Annotated in this window: 13 protein-coding genes; 1 reads left to right on the plus strand and 12 read right to left on the minus strand. The window is 67.3% G+C overall.

All coding sequences use genetic code 11. The features are described from left to right. Nucleotides 1-5: 5 nt before the first annotated feature. The 7 genes from QP413_RS03825 to rsmI form a co-directional block, all read right to left on the minus strand. Entirely contained in the window at nt 6-1058 is a 1053-nt protein-coding gene (locus QP413_RS03825; protein ID WP_284780700.1) for a 4-(cytidine 5'-diphospho)-2-C-methyl-D-erythritol kinase, read from the minus strand. Continuing rightward, on the minus strand, nt 1055-2026 hold the full coding sequence (gene rsmA / locus QP413_RS03830) for a 16S rRNA (adenine(1518)-N(6)/adenine(1519)-N(6))-dimethyltransferase RsmA (RefSeq protein ID WP_284780701.1): 972 nt from the start codon (nt 2024-2026) through the stop codon (nt 1055-1057). Before rsmA ends, QP413_RS03825 begins: the two co-directional genes overlap by 4 nt. A 93-nt stretch (nt 2027-2119) precedes the next feature. Next, nucleotides 2120-3280 carry a resuscitation-promoting factor gene (locus tag QP413_RS03835; RefSeq protein ID WP_284780702.1) on the minus strand — a complete coding sequence of 387 codons (1161 nt, stop codon included), beginning with the start codon at nt 3278-3280 and terminating at the stop codon, nt 2120-2122. A gap of 306 nt (nt 3281-3586) precedes the next feature. Then, the gene (locus QP413_RS03840) at nt 3587-4444 is read right to left on the minus strand and encodes a TatD family hydrolase (RefSeq protein ID WP_284780703.1); all 858 of its coding nucleotides are present in this window, start codon (nt 4442-4444) and stop codon (nt 3587-3589) included. A gap of 21 nt (nt 4445-4465) precedes the next feature. Further along, nucleotides 4466-6301 carry a methionine--tRNA ligase gene (gene metG / locus QP413_RS03845; protein WP_284780704.1) on the minus strand — a complete coding sequence of 612 codons (1836 nt, stop codon included), beginning with the start codon at nt 6299-6301 and terminating at the stop codon, nt 4466-4468. A 109-nt stretch (nt 6302-6410) separates the two neighbouring features. Then, nucleotides 6411-8354, minus strand: a complete 1944-nt coding sequence (locus QP413_RS03850; protein WP_284780705.1) for a BCCT family transporter — start codon at nt 8352-8354, stop codon at nt 6411-6413. A 182-nt stretch (nt 8355-8536) separates the two neighbouring features. Next, nucleotides 8537-9529: a 16S rRNA (cytidine(1402)-2'-O)-methyltransferase gene (gene rsmI, locus QP413_RS03855; protein ID WP_284780706.1), complete on the minus strand. Its 993-nt coding sequence runs from the start codon at nt 9527-9529 to the stop codon at nt 8537-8539. A gap of 65 nt (nt 9530-9594) precedes the next feature. On the opposite strand from rsmI, the gene QP413_RS03860 reads away from it, so the two are divergent. After that, on the plus strand, nt 9595-11097 hold the full coding sequence (locus QP413_RS03860; protein WP_284780721.1) for a phospholipid carrier-dependent glycosyltransferase: 1503 nt from the start codon (nt 9595-9597) through the stop codon (nt 11095-11097). A gap of 45 nt (nt 11098-11142) precedes the next feature. Here the strand turns inward: QP413_RS03860 and QP413_RS03865 are convergent, their stop codons facing one another. The 5 genes from QP413_RS03865 to glp form a co-directional block, all read right to left on the minus strand. Beyond that, nucleotides 11143-11958 carry a zf-HC2 domain-containing protein gene (locus QP413_RS03865; protein ID WP_070758645.1) on the minus strand — a complete coding sequence of 272 codons (816 nt, stop codon included), beginning with the start codon at nt 11956-11958 and terminating at the stop codon, nt 11143-11145. Between the two features lie 79 nt (nt 11959-12037). Continuing rightward, nucleotides 12038-12460, minus strand: a complete 423-nt coding sequence (locus tag QP413_RS03870; RefSeq protein WP_070758646.1) for a DoxX family protein — start codon at nt 12458-12460, stop codon at nt 12038-12040. Between the two features lie 33 nt (nt 12461-12493). Beyond that, nucleotides 12494-13828, minus strand: coding sequence for a gephyrin-like molybdotransferase receptor GlpR (glpR, locus tag QP413_RS03875; RefSeq protein ID WP_070758647.1), 1335 nt, complete (start codon nt 13826-13828; stop codon nt 12494-12496). A gap of 181 nt (nt 13829-14009) precedes the next feature. Further along, on the minus strand, nt 14010-14705 hold the full coding sequence (locus tag QP413_RS03880) for a GNAT family N-acetyltransferase (RefSeq protein WP_070758648.1): 696 nt from the start codon (nt 14703-14705) through the stop codon (nt 14010-14012). A 30-nt stretch (nt 14706-14735) separates the two neighbouring features. Next, entirely contained in the window at nt 14736-15974 is a 1239-nt protein-coding gene (gene glp / locus QP413_RS03885; protein WP_070758649.1) for a gephyrin-like molybdotransferase Glp, read from the minus strand. Nucleotides 15975-15977 lie beyond the last annotated feature (3 nt).

The following is a 15977-nucleotide window of genomic DNA, read 5'->3' on the forward strand; positions in this document are numbered from 1 at the left end:
CCAGGCTAGCTGCGGACTACGCGCGCCCCCGGCGCGGGCGAACTAGTCACGACCGTGGCGCTGGCCTTGCCCGCCACGGATACGGCGGTGGCGACCTCCACGGCGCTGGCCTCGTCCTCGCACAGCATGGCGATGGATGGCCCGGAGCCGGAGACGATGGCAGCGAGCGCGCCGGCCTCCTTGGCCACCGCCAGCGTTTGCCGCAGGCTCGGCAGTAGGCTGATCGCGGGCGCCTGCAGGTCGTTGACCAGCAGCGGAGCGAGCTGATGGGGGTCGCCGGTCACCAGCGCGCGCATCAACTCCTCGGTGCCTTGGGCGCGGACATCCGGCCGGTTGCCGGTGCGCGCGGCCTCCCGCTGGCGGTCCAGCTGCGCGAAGACCTCCGGGGTGGACAGCCCGCGCTTATCGGTGGCAATCGCCCAGTGGTAGGGCCCCTGAGACATGATGCTGATCAGCTCGTCCCCGCGGGCGGTGCCGAGCGCGGTGCCGCCGAGCACGCAGAAGGGCACGTCGGCGCCCAGGGTGCCGGCGAGTGCCAGCAGCTCCGCCTGGCTGGGCACCACAGCCTTGCGCGGGGTCGGATATGGCAGGGGCTGGCGGCCGAAGTAAAACTCCACGGCGGCGACGAGGGCGGCTGCGGCGTCCGCGGAGCCACCGGCCATCCCGCCGGCCACGGGCACATTCTTATCGATGTGGATGCTCACCGACGGCGCGCGGGTCGCCGGGTCGGCCGCGGGGTCTTCCAGCAGGCCTGCGCGCTCGCACCACAGGTCGCGGATGAGCTCGACGGCCCGCCAGGCGAGGTTGCTGGGGTCGCGCGGCACGAGGTGGGCATCCGGTCCCGCGACCGTGAGCTCGGGTTCCTCTCCGCGCGGAACCGCGGTGAGGGTCACGGTCTCCTTAAGGCTCACGGACTGGAAGATGGTTTCCAGCTCGTGGTAGCCGTCCGGCCGGACGTCGCCGACTGCCAGGTGAAGGTTGATCTTGCCGTGCGCGGTGGCGGCCACGCTGATGCGCGGGGTGTCTCCGTGCTCGTCACCGGGGCGCTGCGTGCTCACTGCTCCCCCTCCTTGCTTACGAGGCTGGCCAGGGCAAGCGCCACGAATTCCTCGGCGCCGAGTTTCTCCCCCCGCTGCTTCGGGTCGATGCCCGCTGCACGCAAGACGTCCTCGGCCTGCTGTCCACCACCGAAGTGCCCGGAGAGGGCGGCGCGCAGGGTCTTGCGCCGCTGCAGGAAGGCCGCGTCGGCCAGGGCGAAGGTCTCCCGGCGCACGGCCTCTTCCGCGAATCCCGAGGCAGCGACGGCTTCGGCCCACGGGGCGGCCGGCTTGTCCCCCACACCCCAGCGGTCGATGCGCACCAACCCGGAGTCCACCTTCGGGGCGGGCCAGAAGACGTTCTTGCCGATCGTCGCGGCGCGGAAGGTATCGCCGTAGTAACGGGCCTTCACGCTGGGCACCCCGTAAATCTTGCTGCCCGGCTTGGCGGCCAGCCGGTCCGCGACCTCCAGCTGCACCATCACGAGCACCCGACTGATCGTGGGGAACTGCTCCAGCAGGTGAAGCAGCACCGGGACGGAGACGTTATAGGGCAGGTTCGCCACCAGCGCGGTGGGCGCCGCCAGCCCCTGCTCAGCCCAATCAGCGGCGGTGACCTGGAGGGCGTCGCGGAGGATGAGGTGGAGCTTATCGGCGACCGGAGCGGCCTGCTCGGCGACGGTGCGCGGCAGCCGTCCTGCCAACAGCGGGTCGATCTCGACGGCGGTGACCTCCCCCACCGCGCCCAGCAGCGCCAACGTCAGGGAGCCCAACCCGGGGCCAACCTCGATCACGTGGTCCTGCGGGCCGACATCCGCGGCGTGCAGGATCTTACGAACCGTATTTGGGTCGTGGACGAAGTTCTGGCCGAGCTTCTTGGTGGGGTTAACCCCCAGCTCCTCAGCGAGCTGGCGGATCTCCACCGGCCCGAGCAGCGATACTCCCCCGTCTAGCGCCGGGGCATCCTGGGCACGCACGTCATCATTCACGCCTTCGAATATAAACGACCGGCAGCGTAGCGGGCGAAAATGCTTCCCCGCTACGGCTGCCGGTGAGTGCTCGTGTTCTGCGAACGCTGGGCTTTAGCGCAGGCCCATCTTCGCGGTGCAGGCAGGCCAAGCGCCCCAGCCCTGCGCGGCCTGGACGCGCTCTGCCACGGCGATCTGCTGCTCGCGGGTGGCCATGTGGGCTGCCGGAGCGTACTCGGTGCCACCGAAGCCAGCCCAGGTGGACGGGGTGAACTGCAGGCCACCGGAGAATCCGTTGCCGGTATTGATGGACCAGTCGCCGGTCGCCTCACACTGCGCGAGCTCGTCCCACACGGAACCGTTCGCGACTGCGGGGGCATCCGGGCCAGCCGGCTTCTTCGGCTTGGTGCCGACCTTCACCACTGCCTCAACCGGGGCCTCGAGCTCCTCGCGCTCCAGAACCTTGCGGTCGGTGACCTTGCCGTTGTGGCGGGTGACCAGCAGCTTGACGCGCTCCTTGCCGTCCTTGCCCTCCTTGACGACCTTGCGCTCGCCCTCTGGCAGGTTGGCATCCTCGATCTCGCGCTCCGGTGCGCTCACAGCGCGCTCGAAGGTGTGATCCTTCTTGGAGACGCGGACGACGTCGATGTGCATGCCCTCACGCAGCGGAGTGTCTGCGGACGGGGTGACGATGTCGTCCTTGCCCAGCGGGGTGCCGCGCAGCTCGAAAATACCGCCGACGGTGCGGGCCGGCAGCTTCATGCGGCCCTGCTTGCCGCCGTCGTTGAGGGTGAAGTACTTGGACGTGGTGACGTCCAGATCCATGCCCTCAGCCGGGATCTTGGTGTTCATACCGGCGGAGAGGGAGCCGGTGGCGATCTCGTCGTACTTGCCGACCTGGCGCAGCATCTCCTCGACGGTGACGGAGGTGGTGTCGACGTTCTCGCGCTTACCGTCGATGATCAGAGCGACCTGCTTGGCGGAGCGCACCTTGATGGTGTCGTTGTTGGAGACGGACTCGGACGGTGCCGGGCTGACGAGGTCCTTGGCGTTGACCTCGACGCCGTTCTTCTCCAGGATGTCGCCGACGTTGCCGGTGACGGAGCTGGCCTCGATGATTTCGCCGTTGACGTCCAGCGTGATGTTCTTGTGCGCCGCCGCGGCGACGCCACCGCCAACAACCAGGGTCGCCAGCATGCCGCCGGTGGCCAGGCGCAGTGGCGTGGAGTTGGTGTTGTTGATGCGGTGCAGGCTGGACTTCTTCTTAGGAGACACTCGAAACCTCTCGATTTTCTTGTGATCGCTTCGCCCCCAGCGGGGCTGAACCTTTATCACAATACGATAACGATGAAGTTAAAGCCAGGAGAATCCAGAGACGTGGGCAAAATCACCCCAGGTCGGGGAATGCGCACTGTAACAGCAATAACAGGCCGTCACACGCGCAACGGCAGCACGCTTGCGCACCAGGACCGTAAGCGCCGGACGCGCCTGCGGTTCCCTGGGTCGCGTAGGAAGATAACGGGGTTTGACTCGCCCTGATCCGGGGAGCCCGACCTGAAGATAACGTGGCTTGGCTCGCCCTTAACCAGGGAGGCCGAAGACGCGGTTGGCATTCGCCCACGCCAGTTCCGCGAATTCGGCCGGCGACTGGCCGCGCGCCTCCGCGAGCACCCGGGCTGTGTATCCCACGAACCCGGGTTCGTTGCGCGCACCACGGAAGGGCTCGGGCGTCATATAGGGAGCGTCCGTCTCCACGAGGATCTGCTCGGCCGGGGCCAGGCGCGCAGCCTCCCGGAGCTCCTCATTGCGCTTGAAGGTCGCATTGCCCGCGAAGGAGAGAACGTAGCCGCGATCGATGGCCTCGCGGGCCACGTCCAGCGGAGAGGAGAAGCAGTGCAGGATCACGTCGGTGGGCTGCGGGGCATCCGCGAGGATGCGCATCAGATCCTCGTCCGCCTCGCGGTTGTGGATCATCAGCGGCTTGCGCGCGCTGACCGCAAGGTCGATGTGCCAGCGCAGCGCGGCTTCCTGTACCTCGAGCGAGGGCGTGGTGTCGTCGTGCTTGATCCAATACGCGTCCAGGCCGGTCTCCCCGATCGCCACACAACGCTCGTTGGCGGCCATCTCGATGAGGCTGGTTTTGGCTGCCTCATCCAGCTCGTCGGCGCGGGTGGGATGGATCGCGCAGGCGGCCCAGACGTTGTCGAACTGCTGCGCTGCTTCCAGCGCCAGCTCGGTCTCGGCCAGCCCATCACCGACGGTGCAGATCCGCTCAACCCCGGCCTGCCCGGCGCGGGCGACCAGCTCTGCGGTGGCAGCACGGCGATCCTGCCCTTCCTGCGCCCCCTTGGCGATGGTGGAGGCCAGGTGGGTGTGGGAATCGAAGAGAGCTCCGATGCTCTCCGGCAGGACAGGCGTGGGGCGTTTCTTCTTAGACATGGTCCCCACGCTACCGGGTGACTAGTCCTTGACGACCGGTGCCCACTCCGGGCCGGTCTCCGCCAGCTCCGGGTCCAGCTTCTGGAACAGCGGCTTCGGCTTGCTCAGCGCGGTGCCCGGGGCAAGCTCGGTGCGCTGCCAGATAGCCTTCTGCTCGGTGTAGTTACCCATGATGACCGGGTAGCTACTCCCCTCCTCCGGCAGGCCAACTCCGACCGGGGTGTAGGGGGACTCATCCTTGACTTCGACGATCTCCGGCTGGGCCGCCCAGATGCCCTCGCCACCGAGAGTCTCGAAGACCTTCTGGGCGGAGAAGGGCAGGTACGGGGTCATCAGGGTGTTGACGTCCGCGACAACCTGCAGGGCAACGTACAGGACGGTAGCCAGGCGCTCGCGCTGGGTCTCGTCCTTCGCCAGCTTCCACGGCTCCTGGGCTGCGATGTACTGGTTGGCCCGCGCTGCAATGCGCATGGCCTCGGTCATGCCTGCCTTGAACTTGGAGAGCTTCAGCGCGTCGCCGACGATGTCGAAGGCCTTCTTGGCCTCGTCCAGCAGCTCCTGATCCTCGGCGGTATACTCGCCCGGGGTCGGGATCTCGCCGAAGTTCTTGTGCGCCATGGACACCGTGCGGTTGACCAGGTTGCCCCACTCGTTAGCCAGCTCCGAGTTGATGCGGCGAACGAACTCATCCCAAGTGAAGTCTGTGTCCGTGTTCTCGGGGCCTGCGACGGCGATGAAGTAGCGCAGCGCGTCAGGACCGAACTCCTTGAGGAAGTCGCGGACGTAGATCACGACCCCCTTGGAGGAGGAGAACTTGGAGCCGGACATGGTCAGAAACTCGGAGGAGACAACCTCGGTCGGCAGGTTCAGCTCACCCAGCTCGCCCAGCTCACCGCCCTTGCTCCCCTTGCCGGCGTAACCGAGCATCTCGCCTGGCCAGATCTGGGAGTGGAAGGTGATGTTGTCCTTGCCCATGAAGTAGTAGGACACGGCCTCCGGGTCGTTCCACCACTTACGCCAGGCCTCCGGGTCGCCGGTGCGCCAAGCCCACTCGATGGATGCGGAGAGGTAGCCGACGACCGCGTCGAACCAGACGTAGAGCTTCTTGGCGTTGTTATCCTGCCAGCCCTCGATCGGGACGGGCACGCCCCAGTCGATGTCTCGGCTCATCGCGCGGGGACGGATGTCCTTCAACAGGTTCAGGGAGAACTTCAGGACGTTCGGACGCCAGTCATCGCGTCCCTTCAGCCACTCCTCCAGCGCCTCGGCCAGGGCGGGCAGGTCGAGCATGAAGTGCTCGGTGTCGACGAACTCCGGAGTCTCGCCGTTGATCTTGGAGCGCGGGTCGATCAGGTCGGCCGGGTCCAGCTGGTTGCCGCAGTTATCGCACTGGTCGCCGCGGGCGTCGGTGGCGCCACACAGCGGGCAGGTGCCCTCGATGTAGCGGTCCGGCAGGGTGCGACCAGTGGACGGGCTCACGGCACCACGGGTGGTCTGCTTGAGCATGTAGCCGTTGTCGTTGAGCCCGCGGAACAGCTCCTGGACAATCGCGTAGTGGTTGCGGGTGGTGGTGCGGGTGAAGAGGTCGTAGGACAGTCCCAGTCCCACGAGGTCCTCGACGATGATGCGGTTGTAGCGGTCCGCGAGCTCGCGGACCGTGGTGTTTTCCTTATCCGCCTGCACCAGCAGCGGGGTGCCGTGCTCATCCGTGCCGGAGACCATCAGCACGTCGTTGCCGATCATTCGCTGATAACGGGCAAAAACGTCGGACGGGACGCCGAAGCCGGCGACATGGCCGATATGACGGGGGCCGTTGGCATAGGGCCAGGCAACAGAGGTGAGTACGCGCTTTGACATGCCTTAAACCCTATTAGATCCGTGCCTGCTGCGCGAACAAAGCCCCACCTCCCGGGGCAAGTTCCGACCGGGTAGGTGGGGTTGGGTTCCGCGAAGGACCGCGTGGGGCTTAGCTGCGCCCGTCGGCGTCCTCGTCGTTGCGATTGTTGATGTAGTCGGCGACATCTTCGGCGTCGACAACCTCAACGACCTTCTCGCCGTCGTAGACGCTCATCGTCTCCAGACCGTCGAGGTCCTCGGAGGCGTAGCTCTGCGCACCTGCGGAGTCCTCGACCGCAGCTTCGGCGTCTGCCGTGGCGGCGGCGTGGGGCGCAGTGTCCGCCGTCGTGGCGGTGACGTCCTCGCGGCGGCTCTTCATGCGGCGTGCCCGCTTCACGATCTCGCGGTTTTCGCGTTCCCGGTATTCGCGGGCGACGCGCAGCACCATCCTCCGCTGATTCTTCTGATCCAGGTAGAGCGGGTCGTCGCCCAGGGCCTTCACCACGGCGAACATCAGGGCGATGATGATGAACACGAATGGGGAGGCCGCGATAATCGTGATGTTCTGCAGGTTATCCAGCGAGTCCGCATCACCCGTGGTCAGCATGATCACCGCGATGGCGCAGGTGAGAACACCCCACAGGACGGTGACGATCGGGGATGCGACGAGGCGGCCGCGCTGAGACATGCTGCCCATCACCGTGGAGGCGGAGTCCGCCGAGGTGATGAAGAAGGTGCCAAGCAGCAGCATCGCAATGATGGACACACCCGCGCCGAATGGGTACTCGTACAGCAGGTTGAACAGCATCTTGGTGGCATCACCGTCGCCCCAGATGGACTTGCCGGTCTCCTCGAGGTGGATCGCGGTGCCGCCGAAGATGGAGAACCACAGGATCGTCACGGAGGTCGGGACGAGCAGGATCACCATGATGAACTCGCGGACGGTACGGCCGCGGGAAATACGAGCCAGGAACATGCCCACGAACGGGGACCAGGAGCCCCACCATGCCCAGTAGAAAATGGTCCAGCTAGACAGCCAGTCACCGGCGTCCTCGGAGGACTGGGCGGTGCGGGAGGCCATGGCGAAGAAGTCCTGCAGGTAGTTGCCCAGCGTCGTCGGGACCATGTTCATGATGACGACGGTCGGGCCGACAATGAGGACAAACAGGGCGATGATCGATGCCAGCACCATGTTCGTATTCGAGATCCACTGAATGCCCTTGCCCACGCCGGATGCGGCGGAGATCAGGAAGGCGATGCCGAGCACGACGATGATGCCAACGATCAGGGTGTTGCCGGGGTTATCGACCCAGTCGACGATTTCCATGCCCGAGGCGATCTGGCGAGCACCAATACCCAGGGAGGCGGCGGTGCCGAAGACGGTGGCGAAAATAGCCAGGATGTCGATGAGCTTACCGAGCCAGCCCTCGGCCAGGCGGTGGCCGATCAGCGGGATGAACGCGGAGCTCAGCAGCTGCTTGCGGCCCAGACGGAACGTGCCGTAGGCGATGGCCAGGCCGACGATGGCGTACAGCGACCATGGGTGCAGACCCCAGTGGAAGAGCGTGGAGGCGAAGGCCTCGCCCACGTTGCCCTCCGGGCGGCCCGGTACGCCGGTGCGGAAGTGGGTCAGCGGCTCGGTGGTGCCGTAGAACATCAGGCCGATGCCCATGCCGGCGGCGAACATCATCGCAACCCAGGAGAATGTTGAGAACTCCGGCTGTTCATCATCCTTGCCGAGCTTGATGTGGCCGAACTTCGAGAAGGCCACGAAGAGCACGAAGAAGACGAACACGGTCGAGGCGAGGACGAACAGCCAACCCCAGTCGACGACGACGTAGTCCAGCGCCTGGCTGGCGAAGTTGGCGAAGGACTCGGAACCCACGAGCCCCCAGGCCACCACGGCGAGGACGAGCGCGGCGGCGGGGCCGGTGACGACCCAGTCGATGCCTGCGCGCTCGTCCTTGGCCGCGGCACTATCCGCGGGTTCACTCAGCCGCGCGGCGTCTTGGGCCTCTTGCGGCGAGATACTGCCTTCCTTCAGCTGGTCAAGGGTGTTCTCAGAATTGCTCATTGCCCCACTGTGCGTGGGATTTTTGCGTTTTGCTAGTTTTCGGCGCCGTTATCGAGCTCGCAACGGGCTCACAGCGGTTTTCTAGGTGGCTGCCAGAATTGTTATAGCGCTGTTCAGGGCGCTCTTCCCCACCAAGAGATAACAATCTGATAACAAATTCGCTTTGATGCGCAGGTTGTGGCCTATTTTTCCGCCCGGGCGGCCAGTACCGCCTCGTAAACATCCCGCTTTCCGAGACCGTGGGAGGCAGCCACCTCCCCGGCGGCGGCCTTCAGCCGCTGCCCCTGGGATACCAATTCCTCGACCTCGCCCACGACGTCTTCGGCCGCGACCTCCGCCGTGGCGGCGGTCGCCTCGATGACGACGGTGATCTCCCCCTTGACCCCGGCCTCCGCCCACTCGGCGAGCTGGCCGAGCGTGCCCGCCTTGACCTCCTCGAAGGTCTTGGTGAGCTCCCGGCACACAGCCGCCGAACGCTCCGGCCCCAGCACCTCGGCGGCAATCCCGAGCGTCGAGGCCAACCGGTGGGGTGATTCGAAGAAACAGACGGCCTCGTCTCCACTGCGGGCGGCGTCGAAAAACTGGCGACGCTGGCCGTCCTTCCTCGGCGCAAAACCCAGGAAGCGGAAGTGACCGACCCCGATCCCGGAGAGCGCCAGTGCCGTCGGCACAGCGGACGGACCCGGCAGGCAGGTCACCGGGACGCCGCGCCGGTGGGCTGCGACGACGGCAGGAAAACCCGGGTCCGACACGGAGGGCATGCCCGCGTCCGTGATGACCAGCACCCGCTGGCCGGTGGCCGCGGCTTCGACGAGCTCCTCGGCGCGGTGATCCTCGTTGTGGTCGAAATTGGAGAGCACCTTGCCACGGATGCTGACCCCCAGCGCGTCGGCGAGCGCCCGGCTGCGGCGGGTATCCTCCGCCGCGATCACGTCTGCGGTGGCCAGGGCGTGGAGCAACCGGATCGACGCATCCTGCGGGTTGCCCAGGGGCGTGGCCGCGAGGATGATGCCACCGTCCGGCAGCGGCGGATTGGCGCAGGCCTGTTCCCACAGGTGGCCGAAGTCCGGGGCTGGGGCGTCAATGGTGCGGGAGTGCGTCGGTGCGGAGCTCATGCCACCAGCATGGCACCGCTTAAAGCAAAATCCACATCGGATAAGCTTTCCCTGTGACAACGAAGACCTCCCCGGCGCCGGCCACCGGGCCAGCCGAGCCCCGCGTGGGCCAGCCGAAGCAGCGGATGAACCAACGCCGTTGGGCTCTCATTCAGCTTCTGCTGGCCGCCTTCGCTGCCCTCCTTCGGATGGTCAATCTGGGCTCCCCCACTGACGGCGGTACCCCGGTCTTCGACGAAAAGCACTACGTCCCCCAGGCCTGGCAGATCCTGCGCGGCTGGGACCACCTGGTGCTGGGAGGCATCGAGGATAACCCCGGCTATGGGCTGGTCGTGCACCCGCCGCTGGCCAAAGAAATCATGGCCGCCGGAATGGGGGTCTTTGGCTACACCCCCTTCGGCTGGCGGGTGTGCTCCGCGCTAGCGGGCGTGGCGGTGGTCTGCCTGATCGCGGGCATCGCCCGGCGAATATCCCGCTCGGATCTGGTCGGCTTGCTGGCCGGCGTGCTCGCCCTCTCCGATGGCATTCTGCTGCTGACCAGCCGTTCCGGAATGCTGGATCACTTCCAAACGCTCTTCCTGGTGGCCGCGGTGTACTTCCTGGTCCGCGACCACGAGGAGATGGAGCGCCGCTACCGGGCCGTGTTTCGTGAGGGCCGAATCGGGGACTTCCCGGCTGGGCCGCGGCCGGGCTTCCGCTGGTGGCGCTTCGCCGCCGGCATCGCGCTCGGTGGCACGCTGGCGATCAAGTGGTCCGGGCTCTACTACATGGCCTTCTTCGGCGTGGTCCTCGTGGCCCTGGATGCGCACCGTCGCTGGCGTTATGGCGTGCGCCGCCCGCTGCTGGGTGCGCTGCTTCGGGACGCCCCGCCGCACTTCTTCGCGGTCGTCATCATCCCGGTGTGCTGCTACCTGCTGTCCTGGCGGGCGTGGTTCGGCAGCGAGACCTCCGTGTACCGGCACGCGGTGGAATCTGGCCTCGTCGAGGACGCCACCGCGCTGGCCGAATCCCCGCTGGGATTCCTGCCGGATTCTGTCCTGAACTTCCTCTACTACCACCTGTCGGTGCTGCGCTTTCACTCGGAGCTGACCAATTCGAATGGTCACAACCACCCGTGGGAGTCGAAGCCCTGGTCCTGGCTGGCCTCCACCCGCGGGCTGATGTACTACAACCCCAGCCACGAGGACGGCACCCGCACCGTGGAGCTACTGGTTGGCACGCCGGCGATCTGGTTCCCCACCGTGCTGGTGCTGGTCTATGGTTGCTACCGCCTGGCCCGGTTCCGGGATCTGGTGTGGGTCGTGCCGGTCGTGGGTTTCGCCGCAGGATTCCTGCCGTGGCTGCTGAACACCGACCGCCAGATGTACCTCTTCTATGCGCTGAACCTCGCGCCCTTCCTCATCATCGGCCTGGCGCTGATCTGCGGCCGTGTCTTGGGGTGGCGCATGGCGCCCGGCAGCACGCACCGCCCGGTGGCATGGTTACAGGCCCACGCCGGCCTGGTACTGGTCGTGGCCTACCTGGGCTTTGCGGTGTGGAATTTCCTCTTCTTCCTGCCGCTGTACACGGCCATGCCGCTGAGCCCCGCCGAGTGGGCAGCCCGCATGTGGCTGCCTTCCTGGCACTAGGGCTTCCTGGCACTAGGGCTTCCTGGAACTAGGGCAATCGGTCGGCTAGTGGCGGCGATGATCGCCGGGATAGTAGCGAGAATGCTCCTCGGCATCCACCGCGGAAAAGTTCATCGGCTTGGCTGAGAGCACGTGCCAGGAATCACGCAGCGGCCGGATCGTATGGTGCCGGGAGAGCCAGCAGGTCACCAGCGCGATCACCGCAGCGAGGTGAATGGCGAGGTTGCCGATGAGTGCCGGATCGACCCCGGTGCCACCCGCCAGCCCCATGATGATGTCTCGGGTGGCGAAGCCCCCGCCGAAGGCCCACATCCCCAGGTAGACGGGCAGCAGCCCGCCGGCAGCGCGAGGCGCCCAGGATGCCCAAGCTAGGCCCGCGCCCAAGGCGAAGCGGCTGATGGCCGCATCAATCATGTATTTCGCGAGCTCCGGGTCCGCAGCCCCCGCCTGCGGCCCCTCCCCCGGCCGGATGGCCTCGTAGAGCTGCGCGGGATCCGCGGTACCCGCGGTCGAGCCAGCAAACAGCAGGATCGCCCAGAGGAAATAGACGACCGCAAGCACCGCCAGCGCGATGCGGGCCCCCAGCAACGGCAGCTGCCGCCGACGAATGTCGCCACCAACCTCGGGGGTTTCCTCGGCCACCTGCAGCACCTTGGCCGCGAGATCCGCACCAGCCCCCTGGGTCGGCGCGGGCGGGTTGGCCCGCAGCCGCAGGTCGCGCCCGATCGCGGTCACCTGCGCGTACCACGCCTGGCACTCCTCACACTGAGCCACGTGGGCGTCCACGATCTCTCCCGGCACCGCGGCGTCCTCGCCGTCTAGCCGCGCCGAGAGCGCTGCCCGAACTTCTGCGCATTCCACAGACCTTATGCTCCCCTAAAAGCCTCGTGCTGCCAAGCAGAGGCGGCGCTAGCCCCTTCCACCCCGCTCACCCGACGGCTCACCCGAAGCGGGAGAATGCCCGGTCCAGGCTGGCCCGCCCGGAACCGAAGACCACGATCGCCAGCAGCCCCGCGCACAGCACCAGCGGCAGCTCGATGCCGTTATCGGCGGCGAAGAGCCCCTGGGACCAGTGCACCAGGTACATCGCGGCGATCATGTGCAAGATCAGCAGGCCAGCCATCAGCGGCGCCAGTAGGCCCACGACCAGGAGGGCTCCCCCGATGAGCTCCAGCCCGGTGGCCAGCCAAGCGGAGAGCTCGGGCTGCGGGATCCCCTGGTGGGAAAACTCCGCGATCACTCCGGAGTCTCCCCCAAGCTTCTGGATGAAGAGTTTCTGCCAGCCGTGGGCGATGAAGATGGTGCCCAACACGGCGCGGATCAGCAGCAAGGCGCCGTCGCGGGCGACCTGGTGTTCCAGCATCGTTGACTATCCGCCGTGTTCTGCGCGTACGCCTTAGACCGCGCGGATGTGGGTGCGGTCGTGCGGACCGTCCCAGTAGTCCAGGTCCGCGTCCTCGCCCGGGTAGTCGTCGAAGCCGTCGTCGAAGAAGTCCCCGCCGTTGGCGTAGGCCAGGTTCTCCAGCTCCGGGTCCGCTTCGTCCGTTTCGACGACGATCGCGCCCGGCCGCAGCAGACGGTCCGGAACGCCGAGCTCGGCGTCCTCCAGGTTGCGCACACCCAGGCGAGCGCGGCGCATCCGTGCGAGACGGCGACGGCGCAGCTTGGCCTCCTCGATCGCCTGGCGGCGCAGGTTGAACAGGTACACGCCGGTGAGCGCAGCCGTCACGAGGAAAGCGATCCACAGCTTGCCACCGACGATGAGGCTGGCGATCAGGGCGATCGCGGTCAGCCCGGCGAGCACGCCGAGCACCTGCTTGCGGCGCTGCAGGCGGCGATTGTAGAGCTGCTGGGATGCGACCGGGTCGTAGACTCCACGGCCCCGGCGGGAGGCGATGAATTCCATGTCCTCCTCGGACAGCTCGAAGCTCTCCTCCTCGGCCTCGGCCAGCGGCGACTCGGCCTCGGCAGCCTCGTCCTCCTCACAGACCCCTGCGTCCACGTGCAGGTCCCCGCCGCGGAAGTAGGCGGTCGGGATGTTACGCAGCGCTGGCTGCTCCTCCAATGCGTCCTCGGTGTCCGCGTCCGCAGTGTCTGCCTGCTCCGCCTCGGCCACGCGCAGGGTCGCCGGCGTGTCCGCACCGGCGTCCTCGTGCTTCGCGTCCTCGTGAGCCATCGTGTCTGCTGCGTCGTCGGCCAGCTCCGCGTCGACCGTGACGGACTCGGTGCTCATGGCCGGCACCTCGGCCGGGACGGTGCGACGCTGGGCGTCCGCCACGTGCTCCTCGCCGTCCAGGTCCTCGGCGTCGGCGTCGACGATCTCGCCCTCCAGGGTCTCCAGGTTGGTGGTCTCGTCCGCGGCGTCCTCGGCGACGTCGGTGTGGTCCTCGTCGACCTCTGCGTCCACTGTCTCCACGCCATCGGCGATGTCGGCATGTTCGCTGGAACGCTCCTCGTCGCGGGCGTCGACGTCCTCATCGAAAAGGACGTACTCCGGTTCCGCCTCGACGAAATCGATGTCCGCGTCCACGTCCTCATCCGAGGACATGTAGTGCCCCTCAGCGGGAAGCAGACGGCGCGGACGGCGGGAACGCTTGGCACCGCCTTCGTGCAGAATTCGGGTCTCGGACATGCCCCGCGACGTGCGGCGCACCGGAGACTGCTTGCGCAGCAACAACGGCGCCATCAGCAGCAGCCATACTGCGAGGATCAACAGAAGGGAGCCGGACACTTATGCTCCTAAAAGCTAGACAGCGGTTTGGACCTCTGGGGTGTACCCAGCGGGTGAACTAGCCCTGCCGGAGGATGGCGGCAAGGCCAGCAACAATACCTTCCAAGGTATCGGCAACCTGGGTGCTTCGCTTCCTGCCACGCCGCGCGGCGAGCCAAAACGCGGAAGTTTTGCCTGAGGCCTAGTCGACCCGGAAACGTCCCTGGTTCGCGAGCCGATGGGTGATTCCGGGGCCGAGCTCCTCGACTGTCTGGGCGACCAGCAGGTGGTCCGTCCACTGCCCGTCGATGTGTAGGTTGCGCTGCAGCCGCCCCTCGACCCGGTACCCGGTGTTCTCCAGCACGCGGCGGGAGGCGGGGTTGTCCTCCATGACGGTGGCCTCCACCCGGTGCAGGCCAAGCCCCAGCATCGCCAGGTCGGTACCCAAGGCGACGGCGGCGGTAGCCACCCCACGGCCCTGCCAGCGGGAATACACCCAGTAGCCGATCCAGCAATTACCGATCGTGCCGTATTGCATGTTGCCGAGCGTGAGCTGGCCCGCAAACTCGCCGGCTACCTCGATCGCCAGCGACATCGCTACCCCCTGACGCTCCGCGAACTTGAGTCCCCGGTAGGTCCGGCGCCACATTTTCGGCGAGTGCGCCTCCTCCCAGGAGGTGGCCACGGTCGGCTCGACGGGGCGCAGGAGGTGTTCATCGGCGATGCGGAAGGCGCGCCAGGCCGCACCGTCGGAGCGGCGCAGCTCCCGCAGGCGCACCGGCAACTCCGTGGCGGAGTCAGCAACGGCGCCCGGTCGCTGGCGCGCCTGCGGCAACCACACGGTAGGCACCCGCCACCGCGCCCCGTTGCCCCTGGCCAGGCGCCTATCGAGCTCCACGTCCGCCGCTCCCCGGTGAGTTCCCCGCGGCTAGGAGCGGTTGGTCAGGAAGAGGACGTCGACGAACTGCCCCGGCGCGACGTGCGTCTCTTCCGCAGGCACGGTAATCAGGCAGTTGGCCTGGCCATAGCTGCCGAGCAGGTGGGTCGGTTCCCCGCCGCCGACCGCGCCGAGCGGGTCCACGAGAAACTCGCGGGTCTCCCGGTCGCGCATCAGCTGGCCGCGGATGAAGCCGCGGCGACGCGGCGCCGAGTCGATCGCGGCGATGGTGCGGGCCCGAACCACCCTGCGGGTGGCCTGGCGCTGGCCGCGGATGATCTGGATCAGCGGGCGGACCAGCACTTCGAAGGCCACGAGCGCTGCGGAGGGGTTGGCCGGCAGCAGGAAGGTCGGCACCTGGTCGGCGCCGAGGGTGCCGAAGCCAAGGATGGAGCCCGGGTGCATCGCAATGCGGGTGGTTTCCATCGGCCCAAGCTCGCCCAGGATCTCGCGCAGCTGGTCGCTGCCTTCCCCACCGATCGCGCCGGTGATGACGAGCACCTCGCTGCGCATCAACTGGGCTTCGAGAACCTCCTTGATGCGGCGGGGCTCGCCAGCGAGGATTCCCATGCGGTGCGCTTCAGCGCCTGCCTCCTTGGCGGCGGCAGCTAGGGCGTAGGAGTTGGCGTCGTGGATCTGCCCCAGGCCCGGGTCGCGGTCGATGTCGACGAGCTCGGGGCCGAAGGCGAGCACGCTCAGTCGCGGGCGTGGGTAGACCAGCACCTTGGAGCGGCCGATGGCTGCGAGCAAGCCCACCTGGGCCGCGCCGAGCACTGCGCCCTGCTCGACGACGACGTCGCCCGGCTGGACGTCGGAACCGAGGCGGTGGACGAACTCCCCCGAGTTCACGGTGCGTAGCGGTTCCACGTGGCGGCCGTCGACCTCCACCCAGTCAAGCGGAAGAACAGCATCGGCGAGCGTCGGGATCGGCGCCCCGGCGTGGACGCGCACGGTCTGGCGCGGCTGCAGCCGAACGGGACGGCTCGAACCTGCGGTGACCTCACCGACGACCGGGAGGGTGGGCAGCTCGCCGTCGGCGGGCTCGCGGACGTCCACGGCGCGCACCGCGTAGCCGTCGATGGCGGCCTGGTTGAAGCCGGGTACCGCCCGGTCCCCCTCGATCTGCTCCGCGCAGCGCAGACCGAGCGCCTCAGAAATGGAGATGCGCACCGGTTCCGGCGTGACCGCCGCCGCGGAGATGATCGCTAGCTGTTCCTCAACGCTGCGCATGGG

It is taken from the genome of Corynebacterium sp. UMB4614, from assembly GCF_030217065.1.
GTDB lineage: Bacteria > Actinomycetota > Actinomycetes > Mycobacteriales > Mycobacteriaceae > Corynebacterium.